The following is a 26,246-nucleotide window of genomic DNA, read 5'->3' as shown; positions in this document are numbered from 1 at the left end:
AGGTGCCTTTTTGTTGTTTTGAACGGGTGCATAGCTATCACCTTTTCCTGGTTTTGGGTTGGGAATGCCAGGTACTCACTCCCCTGCGCTCAGGTTTCCTCCGTCAGGCCATGGAGGCAACTCGTATCTGCGGCATTGCCGCACTTGTGGGTTCGTACAGATGGCACGAAACCGCATGTCCTTGGGTGGTGTCCTTCAGCTCTGGAGCCACTGTCCTGCATGTCTCCATGGCGTGCTTGCAGCGGGGATGGAACGGGCAACCCGAGGGCGGATTGACCGGGCTGGGCACCTCGCCTTCGATGGAGGGGTCCACCTCGCGGCGTGACTCGGCCCGGGGGTCCGGAATCGGGATTGCGGACAGCAGCGCCTGGGTGTAAGGGTGCTGGGGATTGGTGTACAGCTCCTCGCTGTCTGCCACTTCCACCACGTGGCCCAGGTACATCACCATGACCCGGTCGCAGATGTGGCGCACGACCGCCAGATCGTGGGCCACGAACAGGTAGGTCAGTCCCAGTTCCTCCTGCAGGTCCTTGAGCAGGTTGATGATCTGGGCCTGGATCGACACATCCAGGGCCGATACCGGTTCGTCACAGATAATGACCTCCGGCCGGGCGGCCAGGGCACGGGCAATGCCGATGCGCTGGCGTTGCCCGCCTGAAAACTCATGGGGGTAGCGTTCGGCCATGCCGGGCAGCAGCCCGACCAGCTCCATCAGGCGCATCACCTCGGCCCGATAGGCCTTGCGGCCGGATACCAGGTTGTGGACCTTGAGGGGCTCGCCGATGATGTCGAGGACCCGCATCCGCGGATCCAGGGCGCCGAACGGATCCTGGTAGATCATCTGCATCTTGCGGCGCAGCGTCCGTAGCGACCGCCCCTTGAGGTCGGTGATGTTATTGCCTTCAAGGTGGATCTCGCCCGCTGTGACAGGGGTCATGCGCAGCACTGCCATGCCGGTGGTGGACTTGCCGCAGCCGCTTTCACCCACCAGCCCCAGGGTCTCGCCCCGGTTCAGGTGGAAGCTGACGCCGTCCACCGCCTTTACCGAGCCCCCGGATTTGGGTTTCAGCAGGGTTCCTGGCAGCGGAAAGTGGACCTTGAGGTTTCGGACTTCCAGTAACGGTGTATCACTCATCGACATTCACCCAGCAGGCTTTGAGATGGTTGCCACGATAAGGCTCCAGGGGCGGGTCCTGCTCCCGGCACTGTGGTTTGGCAAATGGACAGCGGGGATGGAACGCGCAGCCCGCCGGCGGATTGCCAAGATCGGGCGGCTGGCCCTCGATGGGTTTGAGGCGGGCCTTTTCCTCGGCATCCAGTCGGGGCATGGAGGCAATCAGCCCCAGGGTATAGGGGTGGCGTGGGTTCTCGAAGATCTCCAGGGCAGTGCCGGACTCCACGATCTGGCCGGCGTACATGACGTTGATGCGATCGGCATAGCGGGCCACGACGCCCAGGTCATGAGTGATCAGGATCATCGAGGAGCCGTGCTGGCGGGTCAGATCCTTCAGCAGTTCCAGAATCTGGGCCTGGACCGTGACATCCAGTGCCGTGGTGGGCTCATCGGCAATCAGCAGTCGCGGCTCGCAGGCCAGGGCCATGGCGATCATCACCCGTTGCCGCATGCCCCCGGAGAACTGATGAGGGTAGGCGTCCAGACGGGCTTCGGGGTCCGGTATCCGCACCTGTCGCAGAAGGTCGAGGCAGCGTGCTTCGATATTTTCCTCTTTGACCTTCCGGTGTACCCGCATGGGCTCCGCCAGTTGCTGGCGAACCGAGAGTACCGGGTTGAGGGACGTCATGGGCTCCTGGAAGATCATCGCGATCTCGTTACCCCGGACACTGCGCAGTTCGTCCTCGCTCATGTCGAGGAGATTGCGACCGTCGAAGTAGACATCTCCGTCAATGATTTCCCCCGGAGGGCTCGGGATCAGGCGCAGCAGGGACATGGCGGTAACGCTCTTGCCTGAGCCGCTCTCGCCGACGATCGCCAGGGTTTCGCCCCGGCCCACGGAGAATGACACGCCATTGACGGCATTGATCGCCCTGCGGCCCTGGCGGAACACGGTGTGCAGGTTTTCAACCTGAAGCAGTGCGTCGGCGGGATCGGTCACCGGCATCTCTTCACTCTGGTCCAGGGGCTGGCTTACTGCAGTATCGCTCATTGGCTCGCACCTCCGGCCTGTCTGGCCCTTGAAGAAGGACGGTCACGGCGTACCGCCGCCACATAGCGTCCGGCGCCGGCACCCCGCATGCGGGGGTCGAGCATGTCCCGCAGGGCATCGCCGAACATGTTGATGCCGAACACCGCGATGGTGAGGGCGACCCCGGGTATGATGGCCAGCCACGGTGCCTGGAACATGTAACTGCGCCCGTCGAGACTCAGCATGCCGCCCCAGCTCGGCGCGGGTGGCGGAATCCCCAGTCCCAGGAAGCTGAGGCCTGATTCCGCCAGAATCACCGCCGCCAGCCGGGTGGTGAACAGCACAATGATGGGCGCCATGACGTTGGGCAGGATATGCATCACCAGGATCCGCAGGGTGGAGGCACCCATGGACTGGGCTGCGTGAATGTAGACGTTCTGTTTCACACTCAGCACCGAGCTGCGGACAATCCTCGAGCCGGATATACCGAACAGCAGGCCCAGAATCACGATCACCTGCCAGGTGCCGGGGCCCAGAACCGACACTGCCACGATCAGGATGATCAGGTCGGGAAAGCACATCCAGCCATCCACCACCCGCTGGCTGACCATATCGAAGCGACCGCCGAAATAGCCGCTGGTGATGCCAATGACCGCGGAAATGACGATGGACAGGGATGTGGCGGCGAAGGCCACGATCACCGACAGCTGGGCGCCGTGGACGATCCGGCTGAACACGTCACGACCAAGCTGGTCGGTGCCCAGCCAGTATTCGGCCGACGGGGGCTTGAGCCGGTCTATGGGGTTGATGTGGTTGTAGCCTTCCGGCGCGATCACATCGGCAAAGATACCGGTCAGCAGCAGCAGGACACAGATAGCGGCGCCGAAGGCGCCCAGCGGCCGTTGCACGATCAGCCGGCCGAGAAAGCCCAGGATCTTGTTGTCACCCAGGCGTTCCCGCAGGGGTGGTCTGGGGGAGGCGGGCATCGTGACCGCGGCAGGAGTGGTTTCAGTCGTCATAGCGCACCTTCGGGTCCAGCAGTCCGTAACAGAGGTCAACCAGCAGGTTCACCACCAGCACCATCACCCCGGAGATCAGGAAAATGCCGGTGATGATGGGGTAATCCCGGTTGCTCACGGAGTCCAGCAGCAGCTGGCCGATACCGGGGAGGCGGAAGATCTGCTCGATGATCACGGTGCCCCCGAAGAGTATGGGCACAAGGATACCCACCAGGGTGATGACGGGGATCATGGCGTTCTTGACGGCATGTCGCAGTACCACCTTGCGCTCCCGCAGACCCTTGGCCCAGGCAGTACGGATATAGTCCTGACGGAGCACCTCCAGCATCATGGTGCGGGTCATCCGCATGACCACGGCGGACAGAGAAGCGCCGAGGATCAGGCTGGGCACAAGGAACACTTTCAGGTTCTCGATGGGGTCGGAAAAGAACGGCTGGATAATGGAGGGCGGCGACCAGCCCCACCACATGGCCGGCAGGATCACCACCATGGTACCCAGCCAGAAGTTGGGTACCGCAAGGGCGATGATGGAGAAGCTCCGGCCCAGGTGGTCACCCAGGGCCTCCTGCCGGACGGCGGAGTAGACCCCCACGGGTATGGCAATGGTGAGAGCGATCAGCAGGGAGAGCACACCGAGTTCGATGGTGACCGGCAGCCGCTCCGCGATTTCCGCATTCACCGAGGTGTTCCGCCAAAGTGACTCTCCGAGATCGCCCCGAAGCACCACATCGCCCAGCCAGTTCACGTACTGGATATAGATGGGGTCATCAAGGCCCAGGGCTCTCTCTAGGTCGGCACGTGTGTCGTGGGTACTGGCGGAGTAATCGTTCTCGCTGAGCATCAGGTCGAGGACGTCGCCCGGAACCAGGCGAACAACACCGAACACCAGGATACTGGCGAACAGAAGGGTAGGAATCAGCGCCAGCAGGCGCCGCAGCAGGTAAACACCCATAAGCTGTCTCTGTCTTTTTGTTGTAATTATGGTCCGGCTTTCGGGGAAAACCGGCCGTAGCAGGCGCCTTATTGTTTTAAGGGGTTCGGTGCCTGTCTGAAACATCGACACTTGCAGGTATAGCATTAGAACTTTTCGTTGAAAAGTTCCAACAGTGAAATAATCAAAAAAATGTTTCGGAGCCTGAGCGCACGGTACGTCTCTGCCCGGAGGCCAGGGAAGTGCTACCGCTCGCGATATAGCCTGACTAGGAAGTAGCCGCCCCCGATCAGCGTGGCCACAAGCCCGGCCGGCAGTTCGTAGGGATACACCAGTGAGCGGGCCAGCCAGTCCGCCCACAGCATCAGCAGTCCGCCCAGGGCAAAGGCCGCCAGCATTTGCGGGAGGGCCCGCTGATAGCCCAGTAGCCGGGCAAGGTGTGGTGCCATCAGCCCGACGAAGGACAGCGGACCCACTACCAGGGTGGCCGCGGCGGTCATCAGTGCGGCCAGTAACAGCAGGGCAAGCCTCACCGGGGACAGGGGCAGTCCCAGGGCCCTTGCCGACGCCTCGCCGAGAGGGAGCATGTCCAGCCAGCGGCTGGCAAGGAGAGCCATGACCAGCAGGACCGGGGTCATTGCCGCCAGGGTGAGGGCATCCTGTTGTCCCGAGAGCCAGGTGGAGCCTGCCAGCCAGTTAAGCAGAGTCACAGCTTCGGTATCTCCCATGGCCAGCACCATCCGGATGCCGGCATCCAGCAGAGCGGAGAGGGCAATTCCGCCAAGGAGCAGGCGCTGGGGCGAGAAACCACTGCGCCTGCTCAGCATCAGCAGGGCTATCAGAACCAGAGTCCCCCCAAGGCCCCCGGCCATCATCTGCAGGGTCCGGCTACCCGTGCCCACGGCCAGCACCAGCACCACCATCCCCAGGGCGGCGCCGGTGCTGATGCCCAGCAGTTCCGGGCTGGCCATGGGGTTGCGGGTCAGACGCTGGACGATCACGCCGGCACCGGCCAGGAGCACGCCCGCCATCAATGCCGTCGCGGACCGCGGCAGACGCATGGCCAGTAATGCAGGGTCAAGCCCCGGCAGGGTCCAGCGCCATCCGTCCCAGGTTGGCCCGAGTCCGAGGGTGACAGCCAGGCTCGCCAAAACGATCGCCATCAGGAGAATGACCCCCAGCCATGAAACGCCCCGCCGTTGAATGGTGAAGACCGATGCTTCCGCGGGCCGGGAGGGTATGAAGCGATTGTGGGTCAGCACCCAGAGCAGAACAGGGCCGCCGAGCAGGGCGGTAGCGGCTCCGGTGGGGAACAGCAGGTGGCCGAAGGCCCGGGTCAGCTGCTGCGCCAGACCATCGGCCACCAGACACAGCAGGGCGCCGGCCAGGGCGCTGAACAACAGGCGCTGGCGCAGTGTGCGGGCACCAAGCAGTTTCACAATGGCCGGAGCGGCAAGGCCGATGAAGCCGACCACACCCACATGACTGACCGTCAGCGCAGTCAGGTAGACTGCCAGCAGGAGCGCCACGGTGCGGACAATGCCCGGAGAGAGGCCCAGGGACCGGGCTCCTTCCGTTCCCAGGTCCAGAGCCTGTAATGGCCGCCACAGGAGCAGGGCAACAACCGCGGCGGCGAGCAGATGCGGTAGCAGTTCCCGGCTGCTGCGCCAGTCGGTCTGGCTCAGTTCGCCGGCCCCCCAGATAAACAGCCCGGCCAGCTGTTCGTGATTGAACAGCAGAATCACCGTGTTGATGGCCCCCAGGTAGAGGCTGACGATCAGTCCGCAGAGGGTAAGGGTAAGTGGATCGAAACCGCGTCGCGCGCCCATCACAAGCACCAGTCCCAGCGCCGCCAGCCCGCCCAGCATCGCCCACGCCTCGCGCCATGCCAGCAGGCTGGGAGCCAGCAGCATCACCAGGCCAAGCACCAGCTGGGAGCCGGCGGCGACGCCGAGGGTGGTGGGCGCGGCAAGGGGGTTTCGCAGCACCTGCTGTACCAGGGTGCCGGCAAAGCCCAGTGCGGCGCCGGTGAGCAGCGCGACGGCGATGCGGGGCAGGAGGGTATAGTGCAGAACTGCGGTCTCGAAACTGGCGGACTCGGACAGCCACAGGGCCGGATACAGTCTGGCCAGGTTGTCAGCATCGGTTGCCGGGGACAGAACCATACCGATGGTCAAAAGTGTCAGCACAAGCAACAGCAGCTTGAACGAGGCTGTCATGGCTGGACTGCGATTATCGGGGGCAGCATCGGTCAGGGATTTCATCGGCGGTCTTCCGGTCCTGCCAGCAACTGGTCGGCCAGCATCTGTGCCATGCGGGGCACACTCAGTACCCCGCCAAAGGTCCATACCGGCCCAACGCCGACGATGCGACCATGACGGGCCATGGGGAGGTAGGGCCACAGTGGGCTGGCCTGCAGCCTCTCCCGGTCGCTTTCCGGCCATGGCCGAACATAGATCAGCCATGCATCCGGATGGCCACCCAGGTCCGCCACCGTGCCGGGGGTGAACCCCCACAGATTGGTGGGCTGCTGCCAGGCGTTGGCCAGGCCAGCCTGGACAAGAGCCTGATGGAGCATGGAATTTTCGCCATGGATGCGAAGCCGCTTATCATCGAGAAATCGAACAAGAAAGGCGGTTTGTCCCGCCAGTCCGGCCTCTGCCAGTTGTTGGCGGGTGAGGCGCAGCTCGTCCTCGGCCTGCTGGATGACTTGCCGGGCACGGTCTTCCCGCTCCAGGATCCGGCCCAGGGTGATGAGGTGTGCCCGGGCCCTGATCCAGGGATTGGAGTCGGCCTCGTAGGTGGTCTGCACGACAGTGGGGGCGATCGTCTTCAGCGCCGGCACAGCGGCCATAAGGTGGCCGGACACCAGGATCAGGTCCGGCTTCAGGGCGCGGATCGCTTCCAGATTGGGCGACTGTCGCCGGCCCACGGACCTGACCGAGTCCGGCAGCGGCGGCTCGGCCACCCATTGTCTGTAGCCTTCCCGCTCGGTCACCCCCACGGGGACGACACCGAGGGCCAGCAGATGTTCGGCCAGCCACCAGTTGAGGGCCACCACCCTCTGTGGCGGCTCCTCAAAACGCACTTCGCCGGCCTCGTGGGTAATCACGGTGCCGGCGCTGGCGGTGGTGCAAACCACAAGCAGTAACAGGGCCCGCAAGGCGGGCCCCGGATGTCTTGCCTTCAGCATTCCATTAATAATCCACGGAGTATGTCAGGGTGTAGGTGCGGCCCTGACCCTTGTAGTCGAACATTTCCTCCGGTCCGTAGAAGGGGGTGTAGAAGATTACGGAGCGCTGTCCCCACACTGTGGAATAGTCTTCATTGAACAGGTTGATGATTCCGAGAGACACCTGACCAACCGGCAGCTGACGATTCCCGATCAGATCAAAGGTGGTACGCCCCTCCAGTTCGTTTCCGCTCTCATCCTCCACGTCCATCAGGTGCTTGCCCTGGAAGCGAAGCTGATTATAGGCATCATGCCAGTCGACATAGCCTGTCACTTTGGACATGCTGGCATCCGTCAGACTCGCTTTCTGCCAGTCCCCGTTTACTTTCACTTCGCCCCGGGTCAGGTGGGTGGTTCCACCCACCGTCCAGCTTGTGGTGGGATGGAAAGCGGCGCTGGCTTCCAGCCCGTAGTTCCGGGTCTCGTTGTCGTTGACCACGACGGTGAGCTCCTGGCGGTCATAGGCCACCTCCTTGTCCGACCAGGCATAGTACAGGGCGACCTGCGCATCCCATCCGGCCCTCGCCGCGCGCCAGCCCAGTTCCACCTGGTCGGTCTTAACCTGTTGCAGCGGTGAACCATTCACAGTGACGGCATTGTCCAGCGCAGCCTGACCGTCGGATATCGTGTACGTTCCCTGACCGTACCACTTGGCCGGGTCGGGCAGGGTGGAGCCCTGGCTGTAGTTGGTCCAGATCTGCTGATCCGGAGAAAGCTCGTAGACAGCGCCGAGGTTCGCCAGGAACTCGTCATAGCTCTCTTCGCCGCCGGGAATGGCTTCGGCGGAACTGATCAGCCCCTGGGCCACCATGACCTGGAAGTCCGAATCGACGAAGTCGCCGATTTCCGTTTTGACATTCTCGTACCGGAGTCCGCCGCTGAGGCTGAGGTCAGGAGTCAGTTGATAATCGAACTGCAGGAACGGGGCCAGAGTGTCGATGTCCGTGTCGGGGTAGCGTCCCACGACATCGGTCCTGTCCGCGATCAGACCACCGCTGCTGGCGGCCTTGGCCAGATCAAACAGCGTCTGATCGCCTTCAAAACGTTCGCGGGAGTAGTCGACTCCGTAACTCATGGTCATGTCGGAAAGGTCTCTGGTCATCAGCAGCTTGATGCCGGACAGGGCAGTTTCCTGGCGGGATGCGGAGTAGTAGGATCCCTGCTGCAGTCCGCCACTACCATCTGGCCTGACGTAGGGGAACGGATGGAAGTTGAGCGCCTCGTCCCGGGTATAGGCTTGGGCATAGAAAGTGTGGCCAAGAACGTCGTAAGCCTGGTAGTTCAGGCTGATCTGGTATCGTTCCGTGGCGGGTTCCTGGTCAAAATCGACACCGTCCCGGATTCCGAATGCACCGGGGTTGACGCCGGTAACCGCATCGAAATCTTCGCCCAGGTAGAGACCGGTGTCGCCGTTATAACGGGAGTCATAGTACTGTGCCGTGACATCCAGGCGATGATTGTCGTTAAGCCAGACCCCAACGTTGCCCAGCACATCGATTGAACGGTTGTACTGCAGGTCTGTCTGGGTGACATCAGGTTTGACCGGGTCGCCATCGGCATCGTAAGTCGCACCATTCTGGCCAAAGGCTACGCCGAGCCGGGCCTGAACCCGGTCATTGCCACCGCTGATGGATTGAGCGGCCTCATAGGCGAAATCGTCGCCGTCATTGAATCCAGAGGATGCCCCCACTTTGGAGGAGAAACGGGTTTCGCCCGCCTTGCCTTTCTTGGTGACAATGTTAATGATTCCACCGGTTGCACCCCCACCATAAAGTGCTGTGGCACCGGAGAGCACCTCGATCCGGGCGATATTGAACGGATCGATGCTGTCGAACTGGCGGCTGACGGCCCTTGAGGAATTCAGGGAAACGCCGTCGATCATGACCAGAGCCTTACGGCCCCGCATGTTCTGGCCATAGTTCGTCCGCCCCTGGGGGCCGGCGTCCAGACTCGGAACCAGTTCACCAAGAATCTGTTTGAGTGTCTTGCCAGTGCTGGCCTGGGTGGTGATCTCTTCCTCATCCACTACCCACACAGTGCCAGGTACTTCACTGATCTGGGCCGGAGCACGGCTGCCCACCACCACCAGCTCATCCAAAGAGGTGGTTGCGTGGCCGATACTGGCATGGGAGATGGCAAGGCCGAACAGGGCGGGAACCCAGGTCTTGTGGCTCAGGGACGGGATCACGAGGTCTACTCCTTGTAAGAAATTTGGAATCCAGGGTTTGAGGCGTTCGCAAGTGTAAACGATTCTCATAATGATTCAAAAGCTGGGAAAGGTGACGGGTTTGGCAGGCTGGGAAGATCGATCGCCGAACACATCCGTCCTGCCGGGCTGGAGTCGGCTCAGTGCTGACTCGGGCAGCCATTGCACCGGGCTGTCGTGATGACGGGTCGGGAAGGCGTCTCGCTTGCACAGGTGGTTGAGAATCCGGGCAGAGCGCCAGCACATCAGGCTGAGCTGGGAATCGGCAATGCCATGGCTGTAACGGCCCTGGTTCACGGCGTAGATATGGTTGTGGTCGGGTCCGTCCCAACGCATCTGAAAGTCCGGGCCAAGACGCGGCCGGCCCTGGCTGTCCAGCTCCAGGCGACCTTTCAGGGGAGCGAGGCACTCAGGCAACTGATGCTCGAAGCCTGTGCACAGGATGACGCGATCCGCTTCCCACCCCTCGAAACTGCCGTCGAGGCGGTTGCGGGTCAGAAGTCTTATCGGGCAATCGGCTGCAGCCGACCCCGCATACAGGTCTCTTCCCGGAAGCAGCCGCGGTGGCGGGGTGGCCGGGTTGGTGTGTCGGAATTCATACAGGCGCTGATAGAGTGCATTGAGCGTCGAAGGTGAGATGCCGTCGGACGCCAGCTTCTGGTACCGGACCAGGTTGCGACGCTGCTCTTCGTCCAGCCCCTGGAAAGCGGTAACGTAGGGAGGTGTGAAATAGTCGTTTGTGAAGGGGGTTTCATCCAGCGGCTCCAGGTTTGGCCTGCGCGAAATGAGGGAGACCTGGGCAGGCTTCCCCCAGACCCCGTCCAGGAGCGCGAGTACCACCTCCGCTCCGGACTGGCCGCCGCCGATCACTACCACACGCTCACCAGTAACGTCCGGGTTCCGTTTCATGATGTCGATGCTGTGGAAGCAGCGTTGCCCCATCAGGCCCCCGCAGCTGGCCGGAATATGGGGCCGGATCCCCGTGCCCAGGCTGACATGACGGCTGCGCACCGCAGCCTTCCGGCCGGCAACGGTGAGCTCAAAGAGACCATTCCGGAAATCGACGGACTCCACCGGGCTGGACCAGTTGAGCTGATCGATCCGTGTGGCGGCCCAGCCCAGATAATCCGCAAACTCCGCCCGGCTGATGGCCGGGAGCCCGGAACTCAGGTAGCTGTAGAAACGCCCGTGCTGTACCAGGTAATTCAGAAAGCTGTGGCGATTGCAGGGCGCCACACCCGTTACCAGGTCCTTCAGGCAGGACGTCTGCAGGCGCGCGCCGGGCAGTGCCATGCCTTCATGCCAGGAAAACTCCGGCTTGCTGTCGAAGAAGGCGCTGCGAAGCCCCCCCATGTCATCCAGCAGGGCTGCGATACTGAGGTTGAAAGGCCCGATTCCGATACCGGCCAGGTCAAGGGTGGGCGAATGAGTGTCCGTATCAGTCATGTGAGGTCTCCTTGATCATGGGGTCGAAAGACAGTCCGTGGTCAGACAGGGGGTTGTTGAGGGGAATGCCCAGTTCCGGTAAAGGGCGTCTGGCATCATCCCCATAGCCGATGCGGAAGCGGGCGCGATTGATGCAGACCCTCTCCACGCTCGGCCTGAGGAGATCGAATTGGCGGAAACTTTCCCAAAGTTCCGGGTGCTGCTGTTGATAGGCGCGAACCCGCTCCGCCAGGAGGCGGTAAAAGTGCGATTCCGGCAGCCCCGGTTCCTCTTCAAGAAGGGGGGAGACGAACCTCAGGGTGGTTACCAGGTGGCCGGTGTAGAGGTCGTGGAACAGGTGTGCCGGAGGCAGGCGGGTGAGGTGGGCCAGGAGATTGCCGGGTACGCCCGCTCGCTCCGGAAGAGAGGAGTCAGCGGCACGCAGGTCGCCGTGGAAATCTTTTATCACCACGCGGGCCGGACGCCAGCGATCCAGGATGAGCCCCAGATTCTGGCCATGGGCCACGAGGCCAATGCCATACCGGCATAGCAGGTGATAGAGGGGGATCGTGACCCGGTCGAACAGACGGATCACCCAATCCTCGGCGCAGAGTCCTGAGCGCCGGATCATCTCGGCGATCAATGGCTGGCCCTGGCCATCGGTCTGCATGAGGGTGGCGAGCAGAAATCCCTGCTCGTTTGCCCCGGTCTTGCTGGGAAGGCTCTCGCGCCATACCGCTGCCAGCGTTTCCCGATAACGGTACGGTGTCCCGGGGATGCGCTCCTGACCCCCCTGGGCGACGTGGATGCCGCCAAGTTCCTTTTGCACAGTGAGGCCCCGGACGAGGAGTTCAGGGTCATGGCCGACGAGTCTGGCCAGCCAGGCGGACAGCCCGGGCGCAACCGTCATGGAGGCTGGCGGAATGCCCCGGTAACAGGAGGTGTTGAGGATGGTCAGCGACAGTTTCAGGTCACAGCTGCTGGCATCCCTGGTATTCGACAGCGTCCGGATTGAGGCCTGGGGGCGCCAGGAGGGACCGGCCAGGCCCAGGTCCACCAGATCGCCGGACGCGAATCGGGCGGCGTACTGGGGCCGGATATACCGTTGCCACTGCCAGGGATGAACGGGCATGAGCGCCCATTCCAGTGCCGGAAAATCACGGCGGAATGTCGACAATTCTTCGGGATGCAGGCATTGCTCGGGATCGGGCCGGCCATGGACGGTCACCCCTTCCGCCAGCCGGACAGCCAGCCAGCGCAAACGGAAATTCCGGGTGGACTCGGGCGCCCACTGCTGCATGTCATCCTGGCCCCAGCCCAGCCGTCCACGGCTGGCCAGTGCCTTGGGGTGACCGTCCAGCAGGCCCTCAAGCTTGCCCGCTGGCAGATCCAGCAGTTCGGCGGCACGGCGGCCGGCCAGGGCGGCCTGCTGCTGTGCATCGCCGGCAAGGGTGTTGTTCAGCTCCTCCAGGAAATTGCCCAGGGTAATATCATCCATGGCAAGCTGCGGCGCGCAGTCGAGGATCAGCTCGCTCGCCGAGGTCAGAGGAGCGCCATTGCGGGTCAGACTGCCCGGCCGTATTCGTAGCCAGCCCCAGGCCGTAGGCCGCGCCAGAAAGTCGTAGCAGTGGCCGGATGCCATCAGTCGGTACCGCCCCTCGTCCAGGGGCTCGGGGGTCAGGCAGCCCTCGAAACTGCACTCGGCCATGATTTTGGCGGCAAGTCGGCGATTCAGTGCATGCCAGTTGGCAAGTGAAGAAGAAAGTTGATTCATGGTGCCATCCCCCTACAGTCGGGTATTTTCAAAAAAGCTCTGGCGGGGATTACAGAGCCGCGCAGCGCGCTTGTGGGGGAAATCGAACTCACCCCGATGCTCCCAGGTGGTCGTCCGGAGATAAGCCAGCAGTGCCTCGTTGTCGGCTCTGGGCTCGCCCCACAGGGCCGTGGTGCGGGGCTCGCGGAGAAACAGGAAATGGCTGAGGGTGTTCAGCCACACCGGAGTCAGCGAGCGCCCGAGAAACTGTCGCTCGCCCACCAGCATGTGCATGCCCTGATCCCAGGGAAAGTGGTCGCAGTAAGGACCAAGACGGTCTTCCCGAACGTAGTAACACTCGAAATAGCCCACCCGTTCACCGTCCGCTTCCAGAATCAGGGGCAGGCTGTGGGGGTCGGCCCGCCGCTCCTCGAGCATGGTGTCCAGCTCCTGGCGGCCAAAAGGGTATTCCCAGAACCGGGCGATGCGTGGGTCGTTCTGCCACCGATGGAACGCTTCGCCGTCCACGCTGGCGCTGGCCTGGCGCAGGGTGACCGTTTTGCCAAGGGCCGGCACCAGACGCCGGTAGAGGATCTCATCGCCCACCTTAGGCCGCAGGGGATGGGTGATGCTCCCGGTTTCAGTGGTTACATCCGGCATTACAGGCAGCAGTTCGGGAGCCAGCCAGTGCTCACGGGTCTGGTAGAAGGCATCGCGCCGAAGCTGACCGTGATCCTCGAGATGCAGGCAGGCAGGCTGGTCTGCCCCAAGGAACTCGGCCATGAGCGGCGTCAGGACCAGTGATGCCGGCTGCAGATGGTGGAACAGGTGGTCAATCAGCACCGGTGCCTGATCAGCTGAAGGGACCGGGCCCTCGCAGGACCGGATCCGGACCGAGCTTCCGCAAGATTCGAGATTCATGAGCCACTGGTCCGGACCGTCGTTGAGCAGGACCTGGCTCCGGTCATCAGATAACCTGGTATTGAGATTGAGGGGACACGGGCTCATTGGGGGAAACCTCCATGTTGAGTGTGTTGATGGAATTCTTCTGACACAGGGGGTTGGGCACCGGATGGTAGATGGAGGCGATGTCCTCCCCCAGGGTGTTCTCATTCAGCCCCTTCAGGCAGCAGAGCAGGTTGTTCTTGGCATGCAGCACCTGGCTCTCAAGCAGGTAGTCCATTGCTGCCGGGTCGCCGGTACATTCCCGGCGCTTGCGGCCGAGCCAGCTTCTGAGCTCGTTGAGAAGAAGCGGCTCGGATGCCAGGCCGGCGGCCGCCAGCGTGGTGATGACGTTGAAGGTGCTGTTGATGAACAGGTAGTAGCAGAACAGGCGGATGCCGAGATCGTCTGGGGGCTGGTTGTCGCCGTTCTGTACCAGCGCTGTAACCGATCTGCCCAGGGACTTCCGGGCCTGGGAGGTAAAGCCGGTGCCCTGGCAGTCCCGGAACCATGCGGCCGTGGGGTATTGGCGCTGGTCCAGTTTCAGGACCAGGTTCTGTTGATGGGCTCCGAACAGCAGGCCATAACGGCTCTGCGCATTCAGTAGTGGCTCGACGATCACCTCCAGGTAGCGCTGGAACCATTCACGGCCCCCCGTGCCCGATCTGATCAGCCGCTGGGCAAGTCGGGACAGGCCACTACGCGGATCGTCCTGCAACAGCGTGGCCAGCAGTTCACACTGATCCTGGCCGGTGCCACTGAAAGGATTGTCCCTGAAAACCACGGTTGTCTCGGGGAGAGGCTGGCCTTCGTCGTCACAGATCGCCAGGGTGGCGGGTTCGTGGAGTATCCGGAATCGGTGGGTATCCTTCAGCCAGCCCCGCAGGGGCTCCCGGTCAAGCAGGCGGGCCAGGCCCGGACCCCGGATGGCCTCTTCAGGCTGCAGGTGGCGGATGGAATTGGTCAGCCGCACACTCAGACTGAACTTGAGCATCCAGTCGTGGTGCTGGGACCAGATGGCTCTCAGGGACGATGTGGCCCGCCAGTCCGCTTCACCCATTCCCAGAAAACGGATGCGTCCCTCTGCCTGCAGTTTCCGGACCACACGGCTGGCCTGCCAGTGCTGGTGCTGGAAAGGGTGGCAGGGAATCAGGCTGTGACCGGGAAGGTGGGCCGCCATTGCCGGACCGCCACGACGGGCCATCAGGGAGGCAACCATGCTTTCCGTCGATTCCCGCCCGCCCTGGCAGGAGAAAAGGTTGCGATGATCCACGCTGTACCAGGCAAGGCCGAATCGTCCCCGGAACTCGGGCGCATAGTTAAGAGCCTCACTGGTGGACATGTTACCCCGGTCCTTGGGGCAGGGATGAATGGAATGGCCGTGGATCAGCCCCTGCTCCGAGGCGATGAAGTTGTGGTCATGGGTAAATATCTCGTCCAGGCACTGGTTGGAGCGCATCATCAGGTGTTTCAGATTGTGCTCGCTGCTCAGTACCCGTGCCTGGAAGGCCTTGCGCACGGCCGGGGGGGCAATCCGTTGAACCATTGGCAGGGTCAGGGTCCAGGCCACGGCTTCCGGGAAGGTGAGGTTGGTTCGCTGGTTGCCCCGTTCCAGCTGGGCGCTGGAGCCAAGAATATGCCTGCCGGCCTGGGATCGGTGCTGGCAGGGCACGATCAGGCGGTTGCGGTCACCGTCCGGAATCACGAAGTGCCCGCACCGGTCATCATTCTGGGCGGGGTAGAAACCAAAGGGTCCCAGTTCGCGGATGAGGGCGTTGAAGTAAGCATTAAAGGAGGCATTGAAGGCGTTGATCCGGGTAGTCATCCTGACGTCCTTTTAATAGTGAGCCGTTGCCAAAAACCTTAAACTAAATAATAATCGTTCGCAATTAAGAATTGATTAATTAGGACCTGTGGAAGCTGCCGAAGGAGAGGATGTGACTCGGGGAATGGACGCATGGGGACCGGTTCTCACCATGGGCCTGCTGCAGGCCGCGCTGACCACCAGCCTGCCGTGGCTGATCGAAACCAGTGGGCTTTCCGCTGGTTACTGGGCAGTGATCATGGCGGCCGGCATGGTACCGGTGATGGCTGGCGCTCCGGTGTGGGGCCGGTTTGTTGAACGTAACGGCAGTTATTGGGTGTTAAGACACACCATGGCGCTGGTGCTGACTGGCTACTTCCTGTTGCTCGGTGCCATCCTGTGGGCGCCCTCGGCCGGCTGGCTGATAGGTATCGCCCTTCTGGCCCGCCTGTTCCACGGCGTTGGTGCCGGAGGTGTCTTCCCCGCCGCCCAGACGCTGGCCCTGAGCGGGGCAGTGCCGGCGCAGTGGTCCTTCCGGCTGGCCCGGTTGCAGGCGGCAACCCATTCGGGGCGTCTGCTGGGGCCCGTGGGGATGGCGGCTGCCGCACTGGTCACGGTTCTCGGAGGATTGGTGGCGATGGGCCTCGTTGGTCTTGCCCTGTCGGCGCTGCACCTGTTGCCGCAGGGCAGCGGGCGGACCGCTTCCGGCAGAACCCCGGGTCTTAGCCCTGAGATACCGCTCTGGCGGGAGGCGTGGCCGGTCTACACCTTGGCGTTGGTGCTGACCGCCTTCGTGGGGGTGCTGCAGTTTGTCCTCGGACCCTGGATCAGGCACATCCTGGGTATCGGTGCCGATCAGGCAACCGCTCTGACCGGCCTGGTGCTGGCAACGGCATCAGTCAGCGGCGTTGTCAGTGGCCTGGTCGTGCACCGGTGGGTTTCCGGCATCGTGCCATTGTCTGCGCTCTGGTTTTGTCTGCTGCTCGGTGGGGGGCTCGGGCTGGCAACGGCGGCATCTCCAGCCGGTATCCTTGCCGGGGTCGTGCTTTTCTCCGCCGGTGTGGCGGTGCTCACACCGTGGTATGGCATGGTGCTGCGGGCCAGGTGGCCGCAGGCCCATGGCCTGGTTGCCGGTCGCCTGACCAGCATTCATACCTGGGGCTATGCCGTGGGCACGCTGGCAGGTGGTGGCCTGTTGGAATGGCGGCCGGAAAACGCCACCACCGTGCTGCCTCTGCTGGCGCCGGTACTTCTGGCTCTTATCCCTTTCGTGTGGCGAAGGGGACTACTGGAACCGGCCCGCCTTCGCCCGGGAGAAGCTGGTCAGGAAAAGGTGGCGAGGCAGCCATCGTAGAGTCGGCTCACCAGCACGGGAACAGCCGTCTCCACCCGCAGGATTCGACTGCCCAGGTGCACCGCTTCACAACCCGCCTCCACCAGTTTGTCCACCTCATAGGGAATGAATCCGCCTTCGGGACCGATGCACAGGGTGGCGGGTCGGTTGATATGGATGGGGCAGGGTTCATGGGTTCCGGGATGGGCCACGATGCCGGGTCGGTCCTGCAGGAGGGCCGGTAATTCATCCTCCACAAATGGCTTGAACCGCTTGCGGAGATGCACCGTGGGTATCAGTGTATCTTTGGCCTGCTCCAGGCCCAGCGTGAGGTTTTCATGCAGCTGAGCCTCCTGCAGCCAGGGAGTCTGCCAGAAACTCTTCTCCACCTTGTAGCTGTTGATCAGCCAGATGTCCTTGACGCCCAGGGCCGCTACAGTCTGCAGCACCCGGCGGAACATTTTCGGCCGCGGCATGGCGAGCACCAGGGTCAGTGGCAACGGCGCGGGGGGCGGTTGATCCAGTGTAACCGCCAGTTCGGCCAGGCTGTCGGTGAGGCGAGTGACGGTCCCCGTGCCCATGAGGCCATTTTCCAGGCCCACCGCAAGGCTGTCGCCCTCGCCTGCTCTGAGTACGGAAACCAGATGATCGCGACGGCGCCCGGTCAGTCGTGCCTTGCCTCCCTCGCGCAGATCCTCGGCTGACAACAGGGCCAGGTTCATGCGTCGTCGGGGTAGCCATCGTCCGGGCGATGGCGGACCGCCAGGTAGCCGAACAGGATGCCCAGCTCGAACAGCAGCCACATGGGAACGGCCAGCAGCGTCTGGGAAATGATGTCCGGCGGTGTCAGCAGCATGCCGATCACAAAGCAGCCCACCACGATATAGGGCCGCTTGGCCGCCAGATCCTTGGGGGTGGTCGCACCGGAGAGGATCAGCAGGATGGTGGCAATGGGAATTTCGAAAGCCACACCGAAGGCAAAGAACATTTTCAGTACAAAGTTAAGGTAACTGGCAATGTCCGGCAGCTCGACGATGCCCTCGGGGCCAATGGCGGTAAAGAAGCCGAAGACCAGGGGAAACACAACGAAATAGGCAAAGGCCGCGCCCAGGTAAAAAAGAATGACCGAGGTAAACAGGAGCGGAAAGGCCAGCTTCTTCTCGTGGGCGTAGAGGCCAGGGGCGATAAAGCTCCAGATCTGGTAGAGAATCACCGGAATGGCGGCGAACACCGCCAGCACCAGGGCCAGTTTCAGGGGCGCGAAGAAGGGCGATGTGATGTCGGTGGCGATCATCATCTGGCCCACGGGAAGCAGTTCCCGCAGCGGCTGCGAGAGCAGAAGATAGAGCTCGTTGGCGAACGGATAGATGGCGGCAAAGCAGACCAGAACCGCGAGCACCATCTTCAGCAGGCGGTTGCGCAGTTCCAGCAGGTGTTCGATAAGGGGCATTTCCTGCTGCTCAGGCGGGAGATTGCCCGGAGAGGCTGAGCTCATGAATGACTTTCCGGTTTATCCTTGGGGGCTTCCCGGGAGTCGGAAGCGGCGCGCCCGGTGTCATCGGGCGTTTGTGTATCAGGGTGAGAGGCCTGTTTTACCACGGCATGGGGATCGTACTGGATATCGGGGGGCTGCCAGTCCGCAGCCTCCTGCTCCGGTACGGCAGGCTGTTCCTGGCCGTCACCTGCCGCGGCCTGCTGCCCGGATTTTTCGGCCACCCGGCGGGTCGCGGGCGCTGCCCGGGGTTTGCGGGCCCTGTCCTCCGGCAGAATCATGTCCTCGTACTGCTTTGCCTCGTCCAGGGCGCCACGGACGCTTTTCTCCACCTCTTCCAGGCCGATCTCGTCACCGGCCTTACGAAGCTCCTTGCGGAGTTCCTCGGCTTTCAGCTGGCGGTCCAGTTCAGAGCTGAACTGGCTCACCATGCGTCGGGCACCGCCCACCCACCGGCCAGCGGTCCGGGCGGCCTCGGGCAGCCGTTCCGGGCCGAGCACCAGCAGCGCGATAACACCACAGATCACCAGCTCAATGAAGCCGATATCGAACATTCAGCAGTCGCTCAGCTACGGGATTTTTCGTCGGTTTTCCCGGCTTTGGCATCGTAGACGGGCGCCTCGTCCCTGTTCTCGATGGAGTCGGCTTCCGTTTTGTCCTGCTGCTGGCTGTCTTCGTCGCTCATGGACTTCTTGAAGCCCCGGATGGCACCGCCCAGGTCGGTGCCAATGTTGCGCAGCTTCTTGGTTCCGAACAACAGGATCACGATGCCCAGAACAATCAGAAGTTGCCAGATACTAATTCCCATTTCAGGACCTCACTGTTTATCTTGCCTGATACCATTGTACGCCAACGGCGCCGGCAACCGAACACCCTTTTCCGGGTAGCCTGCGGGCCCCCGTAAGGGGTATTGCAGGTGTCGGCTTACGGCTTCCTGGCAGCCTTTTCTTCCAGTCCGGACAGGTCAAACCGCCGGCTCAATTCCTCGAGAATATCATCCGGTCCAAGGTCAAACCGTGACAGCATGACCAGAGTGTGAAACCAGAGATCCGCCGTCTCGAGGATGACTTCATCGGTCTTGCCATCCCTTTCCGCATCCTTGGCGGCGATCAGGGTTTCCGTGCATTCCTCGCCCACCTTTTCCAGGATCTTGTTCAGGCCCCTGGCATGGAGGCTGGCAACATAGGAAGTCTCCGGGTCCGCCCCCTTGCGAGCCTCCAGGACCTGGGCCAGTTGTTTCAGTACATCACTCATGGCTGTGACCTCCCCTGCCGTAAATATCTCCCGGATCTTTCAGTACCGGGTCCGTTGTGACCCAGGTGCTGTCTTCAAGGGCCCGGTAGAAACAGCTGCGCCGGCCGGTGTGACAGGCAATGCCGCCTTTCTGTTCCACTTTCAGCAGGATGACGTCATCGTCGCAGTCGATGCGGATTTCCTTCACCCGCTGCTCATGGCCGGAGCTTTCACCCTTGCGCCAGAGCCTGCCCCGCGAGCGGGACCAGTAGATGGCCTGTTGCTCCCGTGCCGTCAGCTCAAGTGCTTCCCGGTTCATCCAGGCCATCATCAGGATGTCGCCGGTGGCGGCATCCTGGGCGATGGCGGGCACCAGACCGTCGGCGTTCCAGGCAACGCTGTCGAGCCAGTCGGTGCCGGAAACAGTAGTGGTTGAATCTTGCATTTTCATGACATCGCTTATGCTTGCGGGTTTATCGGCTGCCCCGGCCCACGAGCCACCCGGCAACCGCCAGCATGGCCCAGCCATAGTAGGGCATTTCCTGTGCCAGCGGCAGCAGCTCGTCTTCCGCGCCCAGCCAGGCCACGGCCACCAGTGCCACGGCGATGGTCAGCCGGCGCCAGCGACGATCCGACCGCCGGGCCGCGGCCCTGTTCTCGGCGGCTGTCGTCTGTTGCTCCTGCGCCTGCAGACCGGCGTTGCGCAACTGCACCAGGGCGTCGTGCACCAGTTGGGGCATTTCCGGCGACTGTTCCAGCCATGAGGGCAGCCGTGATTGCAGCACCTGGTACAGGCCGGATGGCCCGATGCGCTTGCGCATCCAGTTTTCCAGGTAGGGCTGGGCGGTACTCCACAGGTCGAGCTCGGGGTACAGCTGGCGGCCCAGGCCCTCGACGTTCAGCAGGGTCTTCTGGAGCAGTACCAGCTGGGGCTGTACCTCCATGTTGAAGCGCCGGGCGGTCTGGAACAGCCGCAGCAGGAAATGGCCGAAGGAAATGTCCTTCAGCGGCCGTTCAAAGATGGGTTCGCAGACGGTCCTTATGGCTGCCTCGAACTCGTTGACCCGGGTGTCCGCCGGCACCCACCCCGACTGGATGTGCAGCTCCGCCACCTGACGGTAGTCGCGACGGAAGAAGGCCAGCAGGTTGCGGGCCAGGTAGCTGAGATCGTCCTGGGCAAGGGTGCCTACAATGCCGAAATCCACCGCGATATAGAGGGGGTCGGACGGATTGGAGGCATCCACAAAGATATTCCCCGGGTGCATGTCGGCGTGGAAGAAGCTGTCCCGGAACACCTGGGTGAAAAAGATCTCGACCCCTTTTTCCGCCAGCACTTTCATGTCCACATTGGCCCTGCGCAAGGCATCCGTATCGGCAATGGGAATACCATGGATCCGTTCCATGACCAGGACACGCTGGGCGGTGTAGTCCCAGTCAATGGCGGGAATATAGATCAGCGAGGAATTCTCGAAGTTGCGGCGCAACTGGCTGGCATTGGCGCCTTCGCGCTGCAGGTCCAGTTCGTCGTAGATGGTGTTTTCGTAATCCGCCACCACCTCCACCGGGTGCAGGCGTCGACCCTCGGACCAGTAGCGCTCCAGCAGGCCGGCCATCAGGTACATCAATGCCAGGTCCTGGCGGATGACCCGCTCGATACCCGGCCGGATAACCTTCACCACCACGCGGCGCCCGTCAAGCATGGTGGCGGCATGGACCTGTGCCACCGACGCCGAGGCCATCGGGTCGGGACTGAACTCGGCAAACAGCTGGCTCACCGGCTGACCGAGGGACTCCTCGATAATCGCCTGGGCGACCTTGCTTGGAAAAGGCGGGACATCATCCTGTAACCGGCGCAGTGCCATGGCCATGTCGTCGGGCAGCAAATCGCGGCGGGTGGAAAGAATCTGTCCGAATTTGACGAAAACCGGTCCCAGTTCTTCCAGCGCCAGGCGCAGACGATCGCCTCGATCGATCCTGCCTTTGGGGAACAGGTGCCAGGGTGCAAACAGAAAGAACAGTTTCAGCGGAGCCGGCAGTTCCGAGAGTGGCAGGAACGTATCCAGGCGGTACTTGCAGAAGACCCAGCCAATGCGGAACAGGCGTTGCACTCGTGTCACGGTAGTTCTGTCCTGGTCTGATCGTCGGCGGAGCCGGAGCGGGTTTTCGCTTCCAGTTGCTCGATGCGGGCGGCCAGGCGTTCGGCGCGCAGGCTGGTCTGGTCGATGTCCTCGAAAGTGGCTTCCAGTTCCCGCTGTCCGGGCAGGGTGCGGGTCTCCTCGTGGATGTACTCCTCAATACTGGCGCTCAGGGAGGCGATGGCCTGGCGGCTCCAGCGAACGCTGCCCCGCACCTGTCGGCCTATGAAATGCGCGGCGATATCGCCGGTGTAGCGGGCCAGGGCCGCTTCCCAGTCCGGGTCCAGACGGGCAAGGGCACGCTGGAACTGATGGGCCAGGGCGGTATCACCCTCTACCACGAGCCGGCCATCCCGGATGGCCTGGTCATCGCCGATAGCCAGCGCCGCCAGGGCCAGGGGCCTGCCACGAATGGTCAGCGCAGGGTCCTCCGGCCGGGTGCCGGATACCGTGACCCCCCGACGGGTACCCTGGATGCAGAGAGTCAGGGGCAGAGGCTCGCTGATCTCGAAGCAGACCGGCCCGGTCAGGGCTTTCAGCAGGTCGCGGCGCCCCGGGGGGTCCAGTTCGAGGGCACGGTTCAGCGCCAGCTCCAGGGTGCCGGTGATGGCCGCATGCAGGGTCGGAATCCGTGACATCAGGGTTTGGTTCCCACATGCAGCGCCACGATACCCCCGGTCATGTTGAAGTAGCGGCAGTTGGCAAGCCCCGCATTTTCCATCATGCCCTTGAGGGTTTCCTGATCGGGATGCATGCGGATGGATTCGGCCAGGTAGCGGTAGCTTTCGGAATCACCGGCGAACAGCCGACCCATGAGGGGCAGGGCATTGAATGAGTAGGCATCGTAGGCCTTGCTCAGCAGCGGATTGGTGGGCTTGGAAAACTCCAGCACCATCAGTTTGCCCCCTGGCCTGAGCACCCGGGTCATGTCCCTCAGGGCCTGGTCCTTGTCGGTGACATTACGCAGGCCGAAGGCGATGCTGACGGCATTGAAGCTGTTGTCCGGGAACGGCAGCCGCTCCGCGTCCGCCTGGACATACTCGATGTTGCCGGCATAGCCCCGGTCAATGAGCCGGTCGCGGCCCACCTGGAGCATGGACGCGTTGATATCAGCCAGCACTACCTTGCCAGACGGCCCCACCAGATCGGAGAACTTCATGGTCAGGTCGCCGGTACCACCGGCTATGTCCAGCACCTGATGGCCCGGCCGGACCCCGCTGAGTTCGATGGTGAAGCGTTTCCACAGGCGGTGAATGCCCATGGACATCAGGTCGTTCATCAGGTCGTATCTGCTCGCCACGGAGTGGAAAACCTCAGCCACCTGGCCCGCTTTCTGGCTCTTGGGTACATTGCGGAAACCGAAGTCGGTGGTCTCGTCCTGGGGCTTTTCCGGGGCTGACTGCTGTTCGCTCATGAGGGCGTCCTGTAAAAAATCCGAGAGGCTTATTCTAGGGAACCTCCGGGCAAGTCTAAAGGTTTTTGGTGGGCAATGCCGGAAGATGGGCTAGCCGGGGGCCGGCTGCATCAATAAACTGTGCTCAAATCACCTTTCAGAGGCCACGTTCCGATGTCGACCATTGATATTCATCGCACCCATTCCCTGGACCATGACCATGCCCGGGAGGCGGCGGAAACCCTGGCTCAGGACCTGTCCAGAAAATTCGATGTGGACTACGAGTGGGACGGCGACATCCTCCGGTTCCGCCGCTCCGGGGTGAAAGGCCACCTCGACATCACGCCCAGTGATCTCCACGTCAGGCTGGAGCTTGGCATGATGCTGCGTCCTTTCAAGGGGCGTATCGAGGACGAAATCCACAGTCAGCTTGACAAGATTATCGGCTGAGGGCGCTACTGGCCGCCCGCATTGCGGCTGTTGCCGTCCCCGTCGAGTTCGGGAATCAGTTCCCTGTCGTCCAGGGCAATGAAGTGACTGGGGGAGGGGGTTTCCCGGATCTCCATGGTCCCGGAGGCGCTGGCGCTCGCCAGCATGGCGGTTTTGTCAAGAATGCGGTCGGTCCCGGGGATCAGGAAAATGCCCCGGTTGACGCACTCATAGATATCGGTGGAGGTTGTCTCCATCCACTCAATCACGTCCTCCAGATTGCGGACGACAGTGAGCTGGTCCTGGGTGGATGAGAAAAGCTTGCCTAACAGCCGTTTCTTGCGGGGGTTCATGCGACCGAAAAAGGTCTGTCCGTAAACCGAGGCCGGGGCGTTGTTGATCAGTCGGATCAGCCACGGCCACATGCCATGGCCGACAGGCTCCAGCATGATGGTGACCAGCGCATGCAGGCGCCCCTGGGGCAGGGCCGGCGCTTCCAGCAGCAGCTCTACATCCCGGTAAAGATCCGGCCGCCGGCGGGCAGCCTCGAGAATCACCGCGCCGCCCCGGGAGTGGCCGTGGAGCCTGATATGGTTCGATGTCGGCAGGTTGGCGAGTGCCTGGTTGAGGATTTCCGCATCGTAGGCGATGGTCCCCGGAACTTCGTCGATTTCCATTTCCCACTCGGGGGTTTCCGGCGTTACCCCGTTTACCGGAATGTGGTAATTGCTGCAGGTGAGCAGGATCAGTTCGGTAGTGGGGTCGTCGTAGGTGTGGGTGAAATAGCAGTGGTTTTCCAGGTAGCCGTGTACCCCGATGACCGTATGGAGTGCCTCTCCGCTGTGGTTGCGCACTGAAACGGCACCTCTGCCGACGTGGAATACCCGTCCCGAGAACATCTCCGAATAGGCGATTTCCACTGGCTTGATCAGTTTGCGCTCATGGCTTGGCTTCATTGTCGCCACCTCCTGCGGGCCTCAGGTGCTGCCCTTACCTCGAGTATACGGCCGGAAGGCTGATAAAGAACACTCGGGGGGTGAATGAACTGTCCCTCGACATACTGGATGCCTTAAGCATTGTTAATGCCAGTCCATGGCGGGTCCGAGACCGGTCATCGGAGTGGAGCAGGTTTCCCCCCTCTGTCACAATGCGGAGTCTGCAAATTTCAGACGTTTATCACACCCCATCAGGATAGCCGGAATCATACGCCTTGAATGACGCCGACAATGACAGGGATACGCTGCGACTGCTGCCGATGGATTCGGCCTGGCTGACGCTTGAAAGTCCACAGAATCCGCTGACCATCACTGTGCTGATGCGAGTGGACGGGCTCACTCTGCCCGAACTCAGGGCCTTCCTGCAGCGGTACTGGCTGGCGTGGGACCGGTTCCGGATGATGCCGGTGGAAAAATCCTGTGGCTGGTGCTGGCAACCGGACCGGTATTTCGATCTCGCCCACCACCTGGTGGCGGTCAACGAGGCGATGTCGGTGGAGCGACTGCAGAAGTGGGTATCCGCCCGCCTCAACCAGCCCCTCCCCGGGGGGCGGCCCCGCTGGGGGTTCTGGCTGGTGCCCCGTGCCGAGGGCGGGGCCGCGCTGCTGTTGCGGATTCATCACTGTTACGGCGACGGCATGTCGCTGCTGGATGTCTTCGACCGCATCTGTACCCGTAATCCCGGCGACATCCCCGAACACTACGGGTGCTCCGAGTCCCGGAACGCATCCCGGGTGACAGACGTCATCCAGGCCTGCCGCGATGCCATCAGAACCGGGTTTCGTACCACGGAAGTCGAACCCACGCAGACGGAGAAAACGTCTGGTCCCCAGTGGGACGATACCATTCCCGAAAGCCGGCATCCCGCGCTCCTCGAAAAGGCCACGATGAATGGCCTGCGGGCGATCAACGAAATCACCGGCATGGTCACTGAACCGGAAGACAGCGCGTCCAGCCTGAAGCGGTCTCTGCTGGGGCGCCGCCATTGCCGCTGGTCCGAGGCGGTGGCCCTGCGCCGGTTCCTGTCGGTGGCCAGGCGCCGCGGCTGCAGTATCAATGATGTTCTGCTGGCCTGCGTCACCGCGGCCATGAGAGAGAGTCTCGCGCTGCCCGCCCGGCAACTGAATCAGGCTGTGGCTCACGCGGCGGTGCCGGTGGACATCCGCCGCAGCCTGCCGGCGTCGTTGCAGCGTGCGGATCACGGGCCGGGCAATTTCTTCGGCACAGTGTTCGTGCCTTTGCCGGTGGATGGTGGCTTCTCCCTGGAGCGGCTGTGGCGCATCAAGCATGAAACCCGTCGTCTCAAGCGCAGCTGGCAGCCCGCCATTGCGTGGGGGCTGGTGGGACTTTCCTCACTGCTGCCGACAGCCCTCCGCAAGCCCATCTCCGATCTGTTCTTTCGCAAGGCCAGTGCCGTGGTGTCGAATGTGCCCGGTACCCGGGAGCCACGGTATCTGGCGGGGCATAAGGTGACCGAGCAGATGTTCTGGGTTCCCCAGGCCGGGGATATCGGCCTGGGCGTCAGTATCGTGAGCTACGCCGGGAACGTGCAGTTCGGAGTGGTGGCGGATGAGGCCGTCCTGGATGATCCGGACGCATTCCTGAACTGCTGCCTGAAAGAACTCGACCTGCTGGCCGGGGACTGACCCGCTTTCCGGGTATCTGCGCGGTGTCCCTTTCAAGCCAGGTCAAGGGTTGTCATTGCCTCCGGATAACCCAACAACTAAAACTATCCGTAGGGATCTTACGAGAACGTTTTACGCGAGAAATCACAGGAGGT

The 26,246-nt window shown here is 62.4% G+C and carries 24 protein-coding genes; 3 read left to right on the top strand and 21 right to left on the bottom strand.

Translation table 11 applies throughout. The features are described from left to right. Positions 1–103 precede the first annotated feature (103 nt). The 11 genes from BM346_RS08455 to BM346_RS08405 form a co-directional block, all read right to left on the bottom strand. Complete coding sequence (locus tag BM346_RS08455; protein WP_092010818.1) at positions 104–1,141, bottom strand: oligopeptide/dipeptide ABC transporter ATP-binding protein; 1,038 nt, start codon at positions 1,139–1,141, stop codon at positions 104–106. Then, complete coding sequence (locus tag BM346_RS08450; RefSeq protein ID WP_227662849.1) at positions 1,128–2,165, bottom strand: ABC transporter ATP-binding protein; 1,038 nt, start codon at positions 2,163–2,165, stop codon at positions 1,128–1,130. The genes BM346_RS08455 and BM346_RS08450 overlap by 14 nt, the downstream gene beginning before the upstream one ends. Continuing rightward, the gene (locus BM346_RS08445; protein WP_092010816.1) at positions 2,162–3,163 is read right to left on the bottom strand and encodes an ABC transporter permease; all 1,002 of its coding nucleotides are present in this window, start codon (positions 3,161–3,163) and stop codon (positions 2,162–2,164) included. Before BM346_RS08445 ends, BM346_RS08450 begins: the two co-directional genes overlap by 4 nt. Further along, positions 3,153–4,115: an ABC transporter permease gene (locus tag BM346_RS08440; protein ID WP_092010813.1), complete on the bottom strand. Its 963-nt coding sequence runs from the start codon at positions 4,113–4,115 to the stop codon at positions 3,153–3,155. Before BM346_RS08440 ends, BM346_RS08445 begins: the two co-directional genes overlap by 11 nt. A 224-nt stretch (positions 4,116–4,339) precedes the next feature. After that, entirely contained in the window at positions 4,340–6,358 is a 2,019-nt protein-coding gene (gene fhuB, locus BM346_RS08435) for a Fe(3+)-hydroxamate ABC transporter permease FhuB (protein WP_167812617.1), read from the bottom strand. Next, a complete protein-coding gene (locus BM346_RS08430; RefSeq protein ID WP_092013494.1) occupies positions 6,355–7,287 on the bottom strand; it encodes an ABC transporter substrate-binding protein in 933 nt (310 codons plus the stop codon). The genes fhuB and BM346_RS08430 overlap by 4 nt, the downstream gene beginning before the upstream one ends. Positions 7,288–7,291: 4 nt before the next feature. Continuing rightward, positions 7,292–9,514 (bottom strand): TonB-dependent receptor, encoded by a 2,223-nt coding sequence (locus tag BM346_RS08425; RefSeq protein ID WP_227662850.1) that lies wholly within the window; start codon positions 9,512–9,514, stop codon positions 7,292–7,294. 75 nt (positions 9,515–9,589) lie between these two features. Next, positions 9,590–10,978 (bottom strand): lysine N(6)-hydroxylase/L-ornithine N(5)-oxygenase family protein, encoded by a 1,389-nt coding sequence (locus BM346_RS08420; protein ID WP_092010804.1) that lies wholly within the window; start codon positions 10,976–10,978, stop codon positions 9,590–9,592. Further along, entirely contained in the window at positions 10,971–12,731 is a 1,761-nt protein-coding gene (locus tag BM346_RS08415; protein ID WP_092010801.1) for an IucA/IucC family protein, read from the bottom strand. The genes BM346_RS08420 and BM346_RS08415 overlap by 8 nt, the downstream gene beginning before the upstream one ends. Before the next feature lie 12 nt (positions 12,732–12,743). After that, entirely contained in the window at positions 12,744–13,718 is a 975-nt protein-coding gene (locus BM346_RS08410; protein ID WP_206675678.1) for a GNAT family N-acetyltransferase, read from the bottom strand. After that, positions 13,678–15,477 carry an IucA/IucC family protein gene (locus tag BM346_RS08405; protein ID WP_092010798.1) on the bottom strand — a complete coding sequence of 600 codons (1,800 nt, stop codon included), beginning with the start codon at positions 15,475–15,477 and terminating at the stop codon, positions 13,678–13,680. The genes BM346_RS08410 and BM346_RS08405 overlap by 41 nt, the downstream gene beginning before the upstream one ends. Positions 15,478–15,601: 124 nt before the next feature. Here BM346_RS08405 and BM346_RS08400 point away from each other — a divergent pair, with 124 nt between their 5' ends. Next, positions 15,602–16,810, top strand: a complete 1,209-nt coding sequence (locus BM346_RS08400) for an MFS transporter (protein WP_092010795.1) — start codon at positions 15,602–15,604, stop codon at positions 16,808–16,810. Here BM346_RS08400 and BM346_RS08395 read toward each other — a convergent pair. The 9 genes from BM346_RS08395 to ubiE all read right to left on the bottom strand — a co-directional run bounded on the left by BM346_RS08395 (position 16,780) and on the right by ubiE (position 23,063). Continuing rightward, positions 16,780–17,511, bottom strand: coding sequence for a 16S rRNA (uracil(1498)-N(3))-methyltransferase (locus tag BM346_RS08395; protein WP_092010792.1), 732 nt, complete (start codon positions 17,509–17,511; stop codon positions 16,780–16,782). The genes BM346_RS08400 and BM346_RS08395 overlap by 31 nt on opposite strands. After that, complete coding sequence (tatC, locus tag BM346_RS08390; protein WP_092010789.1) at positions 17,508–18,284, bottom strand: twin-arginine translocase subunit TatC; 777 nt, start codon at positions 18,282–18,284, stop codon at positions 17,508–17,510. Before tatC ends, BM346_RS08395 begins: the two co-directional genes overlap by 4 nt. After that, positions 18,281–18,835, bottom strand: a complete 555-nt coding sequence (gene tatB / locus BM346_RS08385; RefSeq protein ID WP_092010786.1) for a Sec-independent protein translocase protein TatB — start codon at positions 18,833–18,835, stop codon at positions 18,281–18,283. The genes tatC and tatB overlap by 4 nt, the downstream gene beginning before the upstream one ends. An 11-nt stretch (positions 18,836–18,846) precedes the next feature. Continuing rightward, positions 18,847–19,089, bottom strand: coding sequence for a Sec-independent protein translocase subunit TatA (gene tatA, locus BM346_RS08380; protein ID WP_092010783.1), 243 nt, complete (start codon positions 19,087–19,089; stop codon positions 18,847–18,849). 116 nt (positions 19,090–19,205) lie between these two features. Next, positions 19,206–19,535, bottom strand: a complete 330-nt coding sequence (locus BM346_RS08375) for a phosphoribosyl-ATP diphosphatase (RefSeq protein WP_092010780.1) — start codon at positions 19,533–19,535, stop codon at positions 19,206–19,208. Further along, a complete protein-coding gene (gene hisI, locus BM346_RS08370; protein WP_092013488.1) occupies positions 19,528–19,959 on the bottom strand; it encodes a phosphoribosyl-AMP cyclohydrolase in 432 nt (143 codons plus the stop codon). Before hisI ends, BM346_RS08375 begins: the two co-directional genes overlap by 8 nt. Before the next feature lie 28 nt (positions 19,960–19,987). Next, positions 19,988–21,631, bottom strand: coding sequence for a ubiquinone biosynthesis regulatory protein kinase UbiB (ubiB, locus tag BM346_RS08365; protein WP_092010777.1), 1,644 nt, complete (start codon positions 21,629–21,631; stop codon positions 19,988–19,990). Next, positions 21,628–22,287, bottom strand: coding sequence for a ubiquinone biosynthesis accessory factor UbiJ (locus tag BM346_RS08360; RefSeq protein ID WP_092010774.1), 660 nt, complete (start codon positions 22,285–22,287; stop codon positions 21,628–21,630). The genes ubiB and BM346_RS08360 overlap by 4 nt, the downstream gene beginning before the upstream one ends. Continuing rightward, the gene (ubiE, locus tag BM346_RS08355; RefSeq protein WP_092010771.1) at positions 22,287–23,063 is read right to left on the bottom strand and encodes a bifunctional demethylmenaquinone methyltransferase/2-methoxy-6-polyprenyl-1,4-benzoquinol methylase UbiE; all 777 of its coding nucleotides are present in this window, start codon (positions 23,061–23,063) and stop codon (positions 22,287–22,289) included. The genes BM346_RS08360 and ubiE overlap by 1 nt, the downstream gene beginning before the upstream one ends. Positions 23,064–23,216: 153 nt before the next feature. On the opposite strand from ubiE, the gene BM346_RS08350 reads away from it, so the two are divergent. Further along, the gene (locus BM346_RS08350; protein WP_092010768.1) at positions 23,217–23,492 is read left to right on the top strand and encodes a polyhydroxyalkanoic acid system family protein; all 276 of its coding nucleotides are present in this window, start codon (positions 23,217–23,219) and stop codon (positions 23,490–23,492) included. A gap of 5 nt (positions 23,493–23,497) precedes the next feature. Here BM346_RS08350 and BM346_RS08345 read toward each other — a convergent pair whose 3' ends face one another. After that, entirely contained in the window at positions 23,498–24,427 is a 930-nt protein-coding gene (locus tag BM346_RS08345) for an alpha/beta hydrolase (RefSeq protein ID WP_092010764.1), read from the bottom strand. A 254-nt stretch (positions 24,428–24,681) separates the two neighbouring features. On the opposite strand from BM346_RS08345, the gene BM346_RS08340 reads away from it, so the two are divergent. Beyond that, complete coding sequence (locus tag BM346_RS08340) at positions 24,682–26,112, top strand: WSD1 family O-acyltransferase (protein ID WP_227662851.1); 1,431 nt, start codon at positions 24,682–24,684, stop codon at positions 26,110–26,112. Positions 26,113–26,246 lie beyond the last annotated feature (134 nt).

The sequence above is a fragment of the Marinobacter daqiaonensis genome (assembly GCF_900115285.1).
Lineage (GTDB): Bacteria > Pseudomonadota > Gammaproteobacteria > Pseudomonadales > Oleiphilaceae > Marinobacter > Marinobacter daqiaonensis.
This window is presented reverse-complemented; position numbering and strand designations above follow the sequence as displayed.

Bases quoted from the DNA above. Each gene is read 5' to 3' on its own strand.
- hisI (WP_092013488.1), bottom strand. From the start codon at position 19,959: ATGCAAGATTCAACCACTACTGTTTCCGGCACCGACTGGCTCGACAGC.
- BM346_RS08455 (WP_092010818.1), bottom strand. From the start codon at position 1,141: ATGTCGATGAGTGATACACCGTTACTGGAAGTCCGAAACCTCAAGGTC.
- BM346_RS08375 (WP_092010780.1), bottom strand. From the start codon at position 19,535: ATGAGTGATGTACTGAAACAACTGGCCCAGGTCCTGGAGGCTCGCAAG.
- BM346_RS08405 (WP_092010798.1), bottom strand. From the start codon at position 15,477: ATGACTACCCGGATCAACGCCTTCAATGCCTCCTTTAATGCTTACTTC.
- BM346_RS08345 (WP_092010764.1), bottom strand. From the start codon at position 24,427: ATGAAGCCAAGCCATGAGCGCAAACTGATCAAGCCAGTGGAAATCGCC.
- BM346_RS08350 (WP_092010768.1), top strand. From the start codon at position 23,217: ATGTCGACCATTGATATTCATCGCACCCATTCCCTGGACCATGACCAT.
- BM346_RS08400 (WP_092010795.1), top strand. From the start codon at position 15,602: ATGGACGCATGGGGACCGGTTCTCACCATGGGCCTGCTGCAGGCCGCG.
- BM346_RS08445 (WP_092010816.1), bottom strand. From the start codon at position 3,163: ATGACGACTGAAACCACTCCTGCCGCGGTCACGATGCCCGCCTCCCCC.
- BM346_RS08420 (WP_092010804.1), bottom strand. From the start codon at position 10,978: ATGACTGATACGGACACTCATTCGCCCACCCTTGACCTGGCCGGTATC.
- BM346_RS08440 (WP_092010813.1), bottom strand. From the start codon at position 4,115: ATGGGTGTTTACCTGCTGCGGCGCCTGCTGGCGCTGATTCCTACCCTT.
- BM346_RS08450 (WP_227662849.1), bottom strand. From the start codon at position 2,165: ATGAGCGATACTGCAGTAAGCCAGCCCCTGGACCAGAGTGAAGAGATG.
- BM346_RS08395 (WP_092010792.1), bottom strand. From the start codon at position 17,511: ATGAACCTGGCCCTGTTGTCAGCCGAGGATCTGCGCGAGGGAGGCAAG.
- ubiE (WP_092010771.1), bottom strand. From the start codon at position 23,063: ATGAGCGAACAGCAGTCAGCCCCGGAAAAGCCCCAGGACGAGACCACC.
- tatB (WP_092010786.1), bottom strand. From the start codon at position 18,835: ATGTTCGATATCGGCTTCATTGAGCTGGTGATCTGTGGTGTTATCGCG.
- fhuB (WP_167812617.1), bottom strand. From the start codon at position 6,358: ATGAAATCCCTGACCGATGCTGCCCCCGATAATCGCAGTCCAGCCATG.
- tatA (WP_092010783.1), bottom strand. From the start codon at position 19,089: ATGGGAATTAGTATCTGGCAACTTCTGATTGTTCTGGGCATCGTGATC.
- BM346_RS08430 (WP_092013494.1), bottom strand. From the start codon at position 7,287: ATGCTGAAGGCAAGACATCCGGGGCCCGCCTTGCGGGCCCTGTTACTG.
- BM346_RS08360 (WP_092010774.1), bottom strand. From the start codon at position 22,287: ATGTCACGGATTCCGACCCTGCATGCGGCCATCACCGGCACCCTGGAG.
- tatC (WP_092010789.1), bottom strand. From the start codon at position 18,284: ATGAGCTCAGCCTCTCCGGGCAATCTCCCGCCTGAGCAGCAGGAAATG.
- BM346_RS08410 (WP_206675678.1), bottom strand. From the start codon at position 13,718: ATGAGCCCGTGTCCCCTCAATCTCAATACCAGGTTATCTGATGACCGG.
- BM346_RS08415 (WP_092010801.1), bottom strand. From the start codon at position 12,731: ATGAATCAACTTTCTTCTTCACTTGCCAACTGGCATGCACTGAATCGC.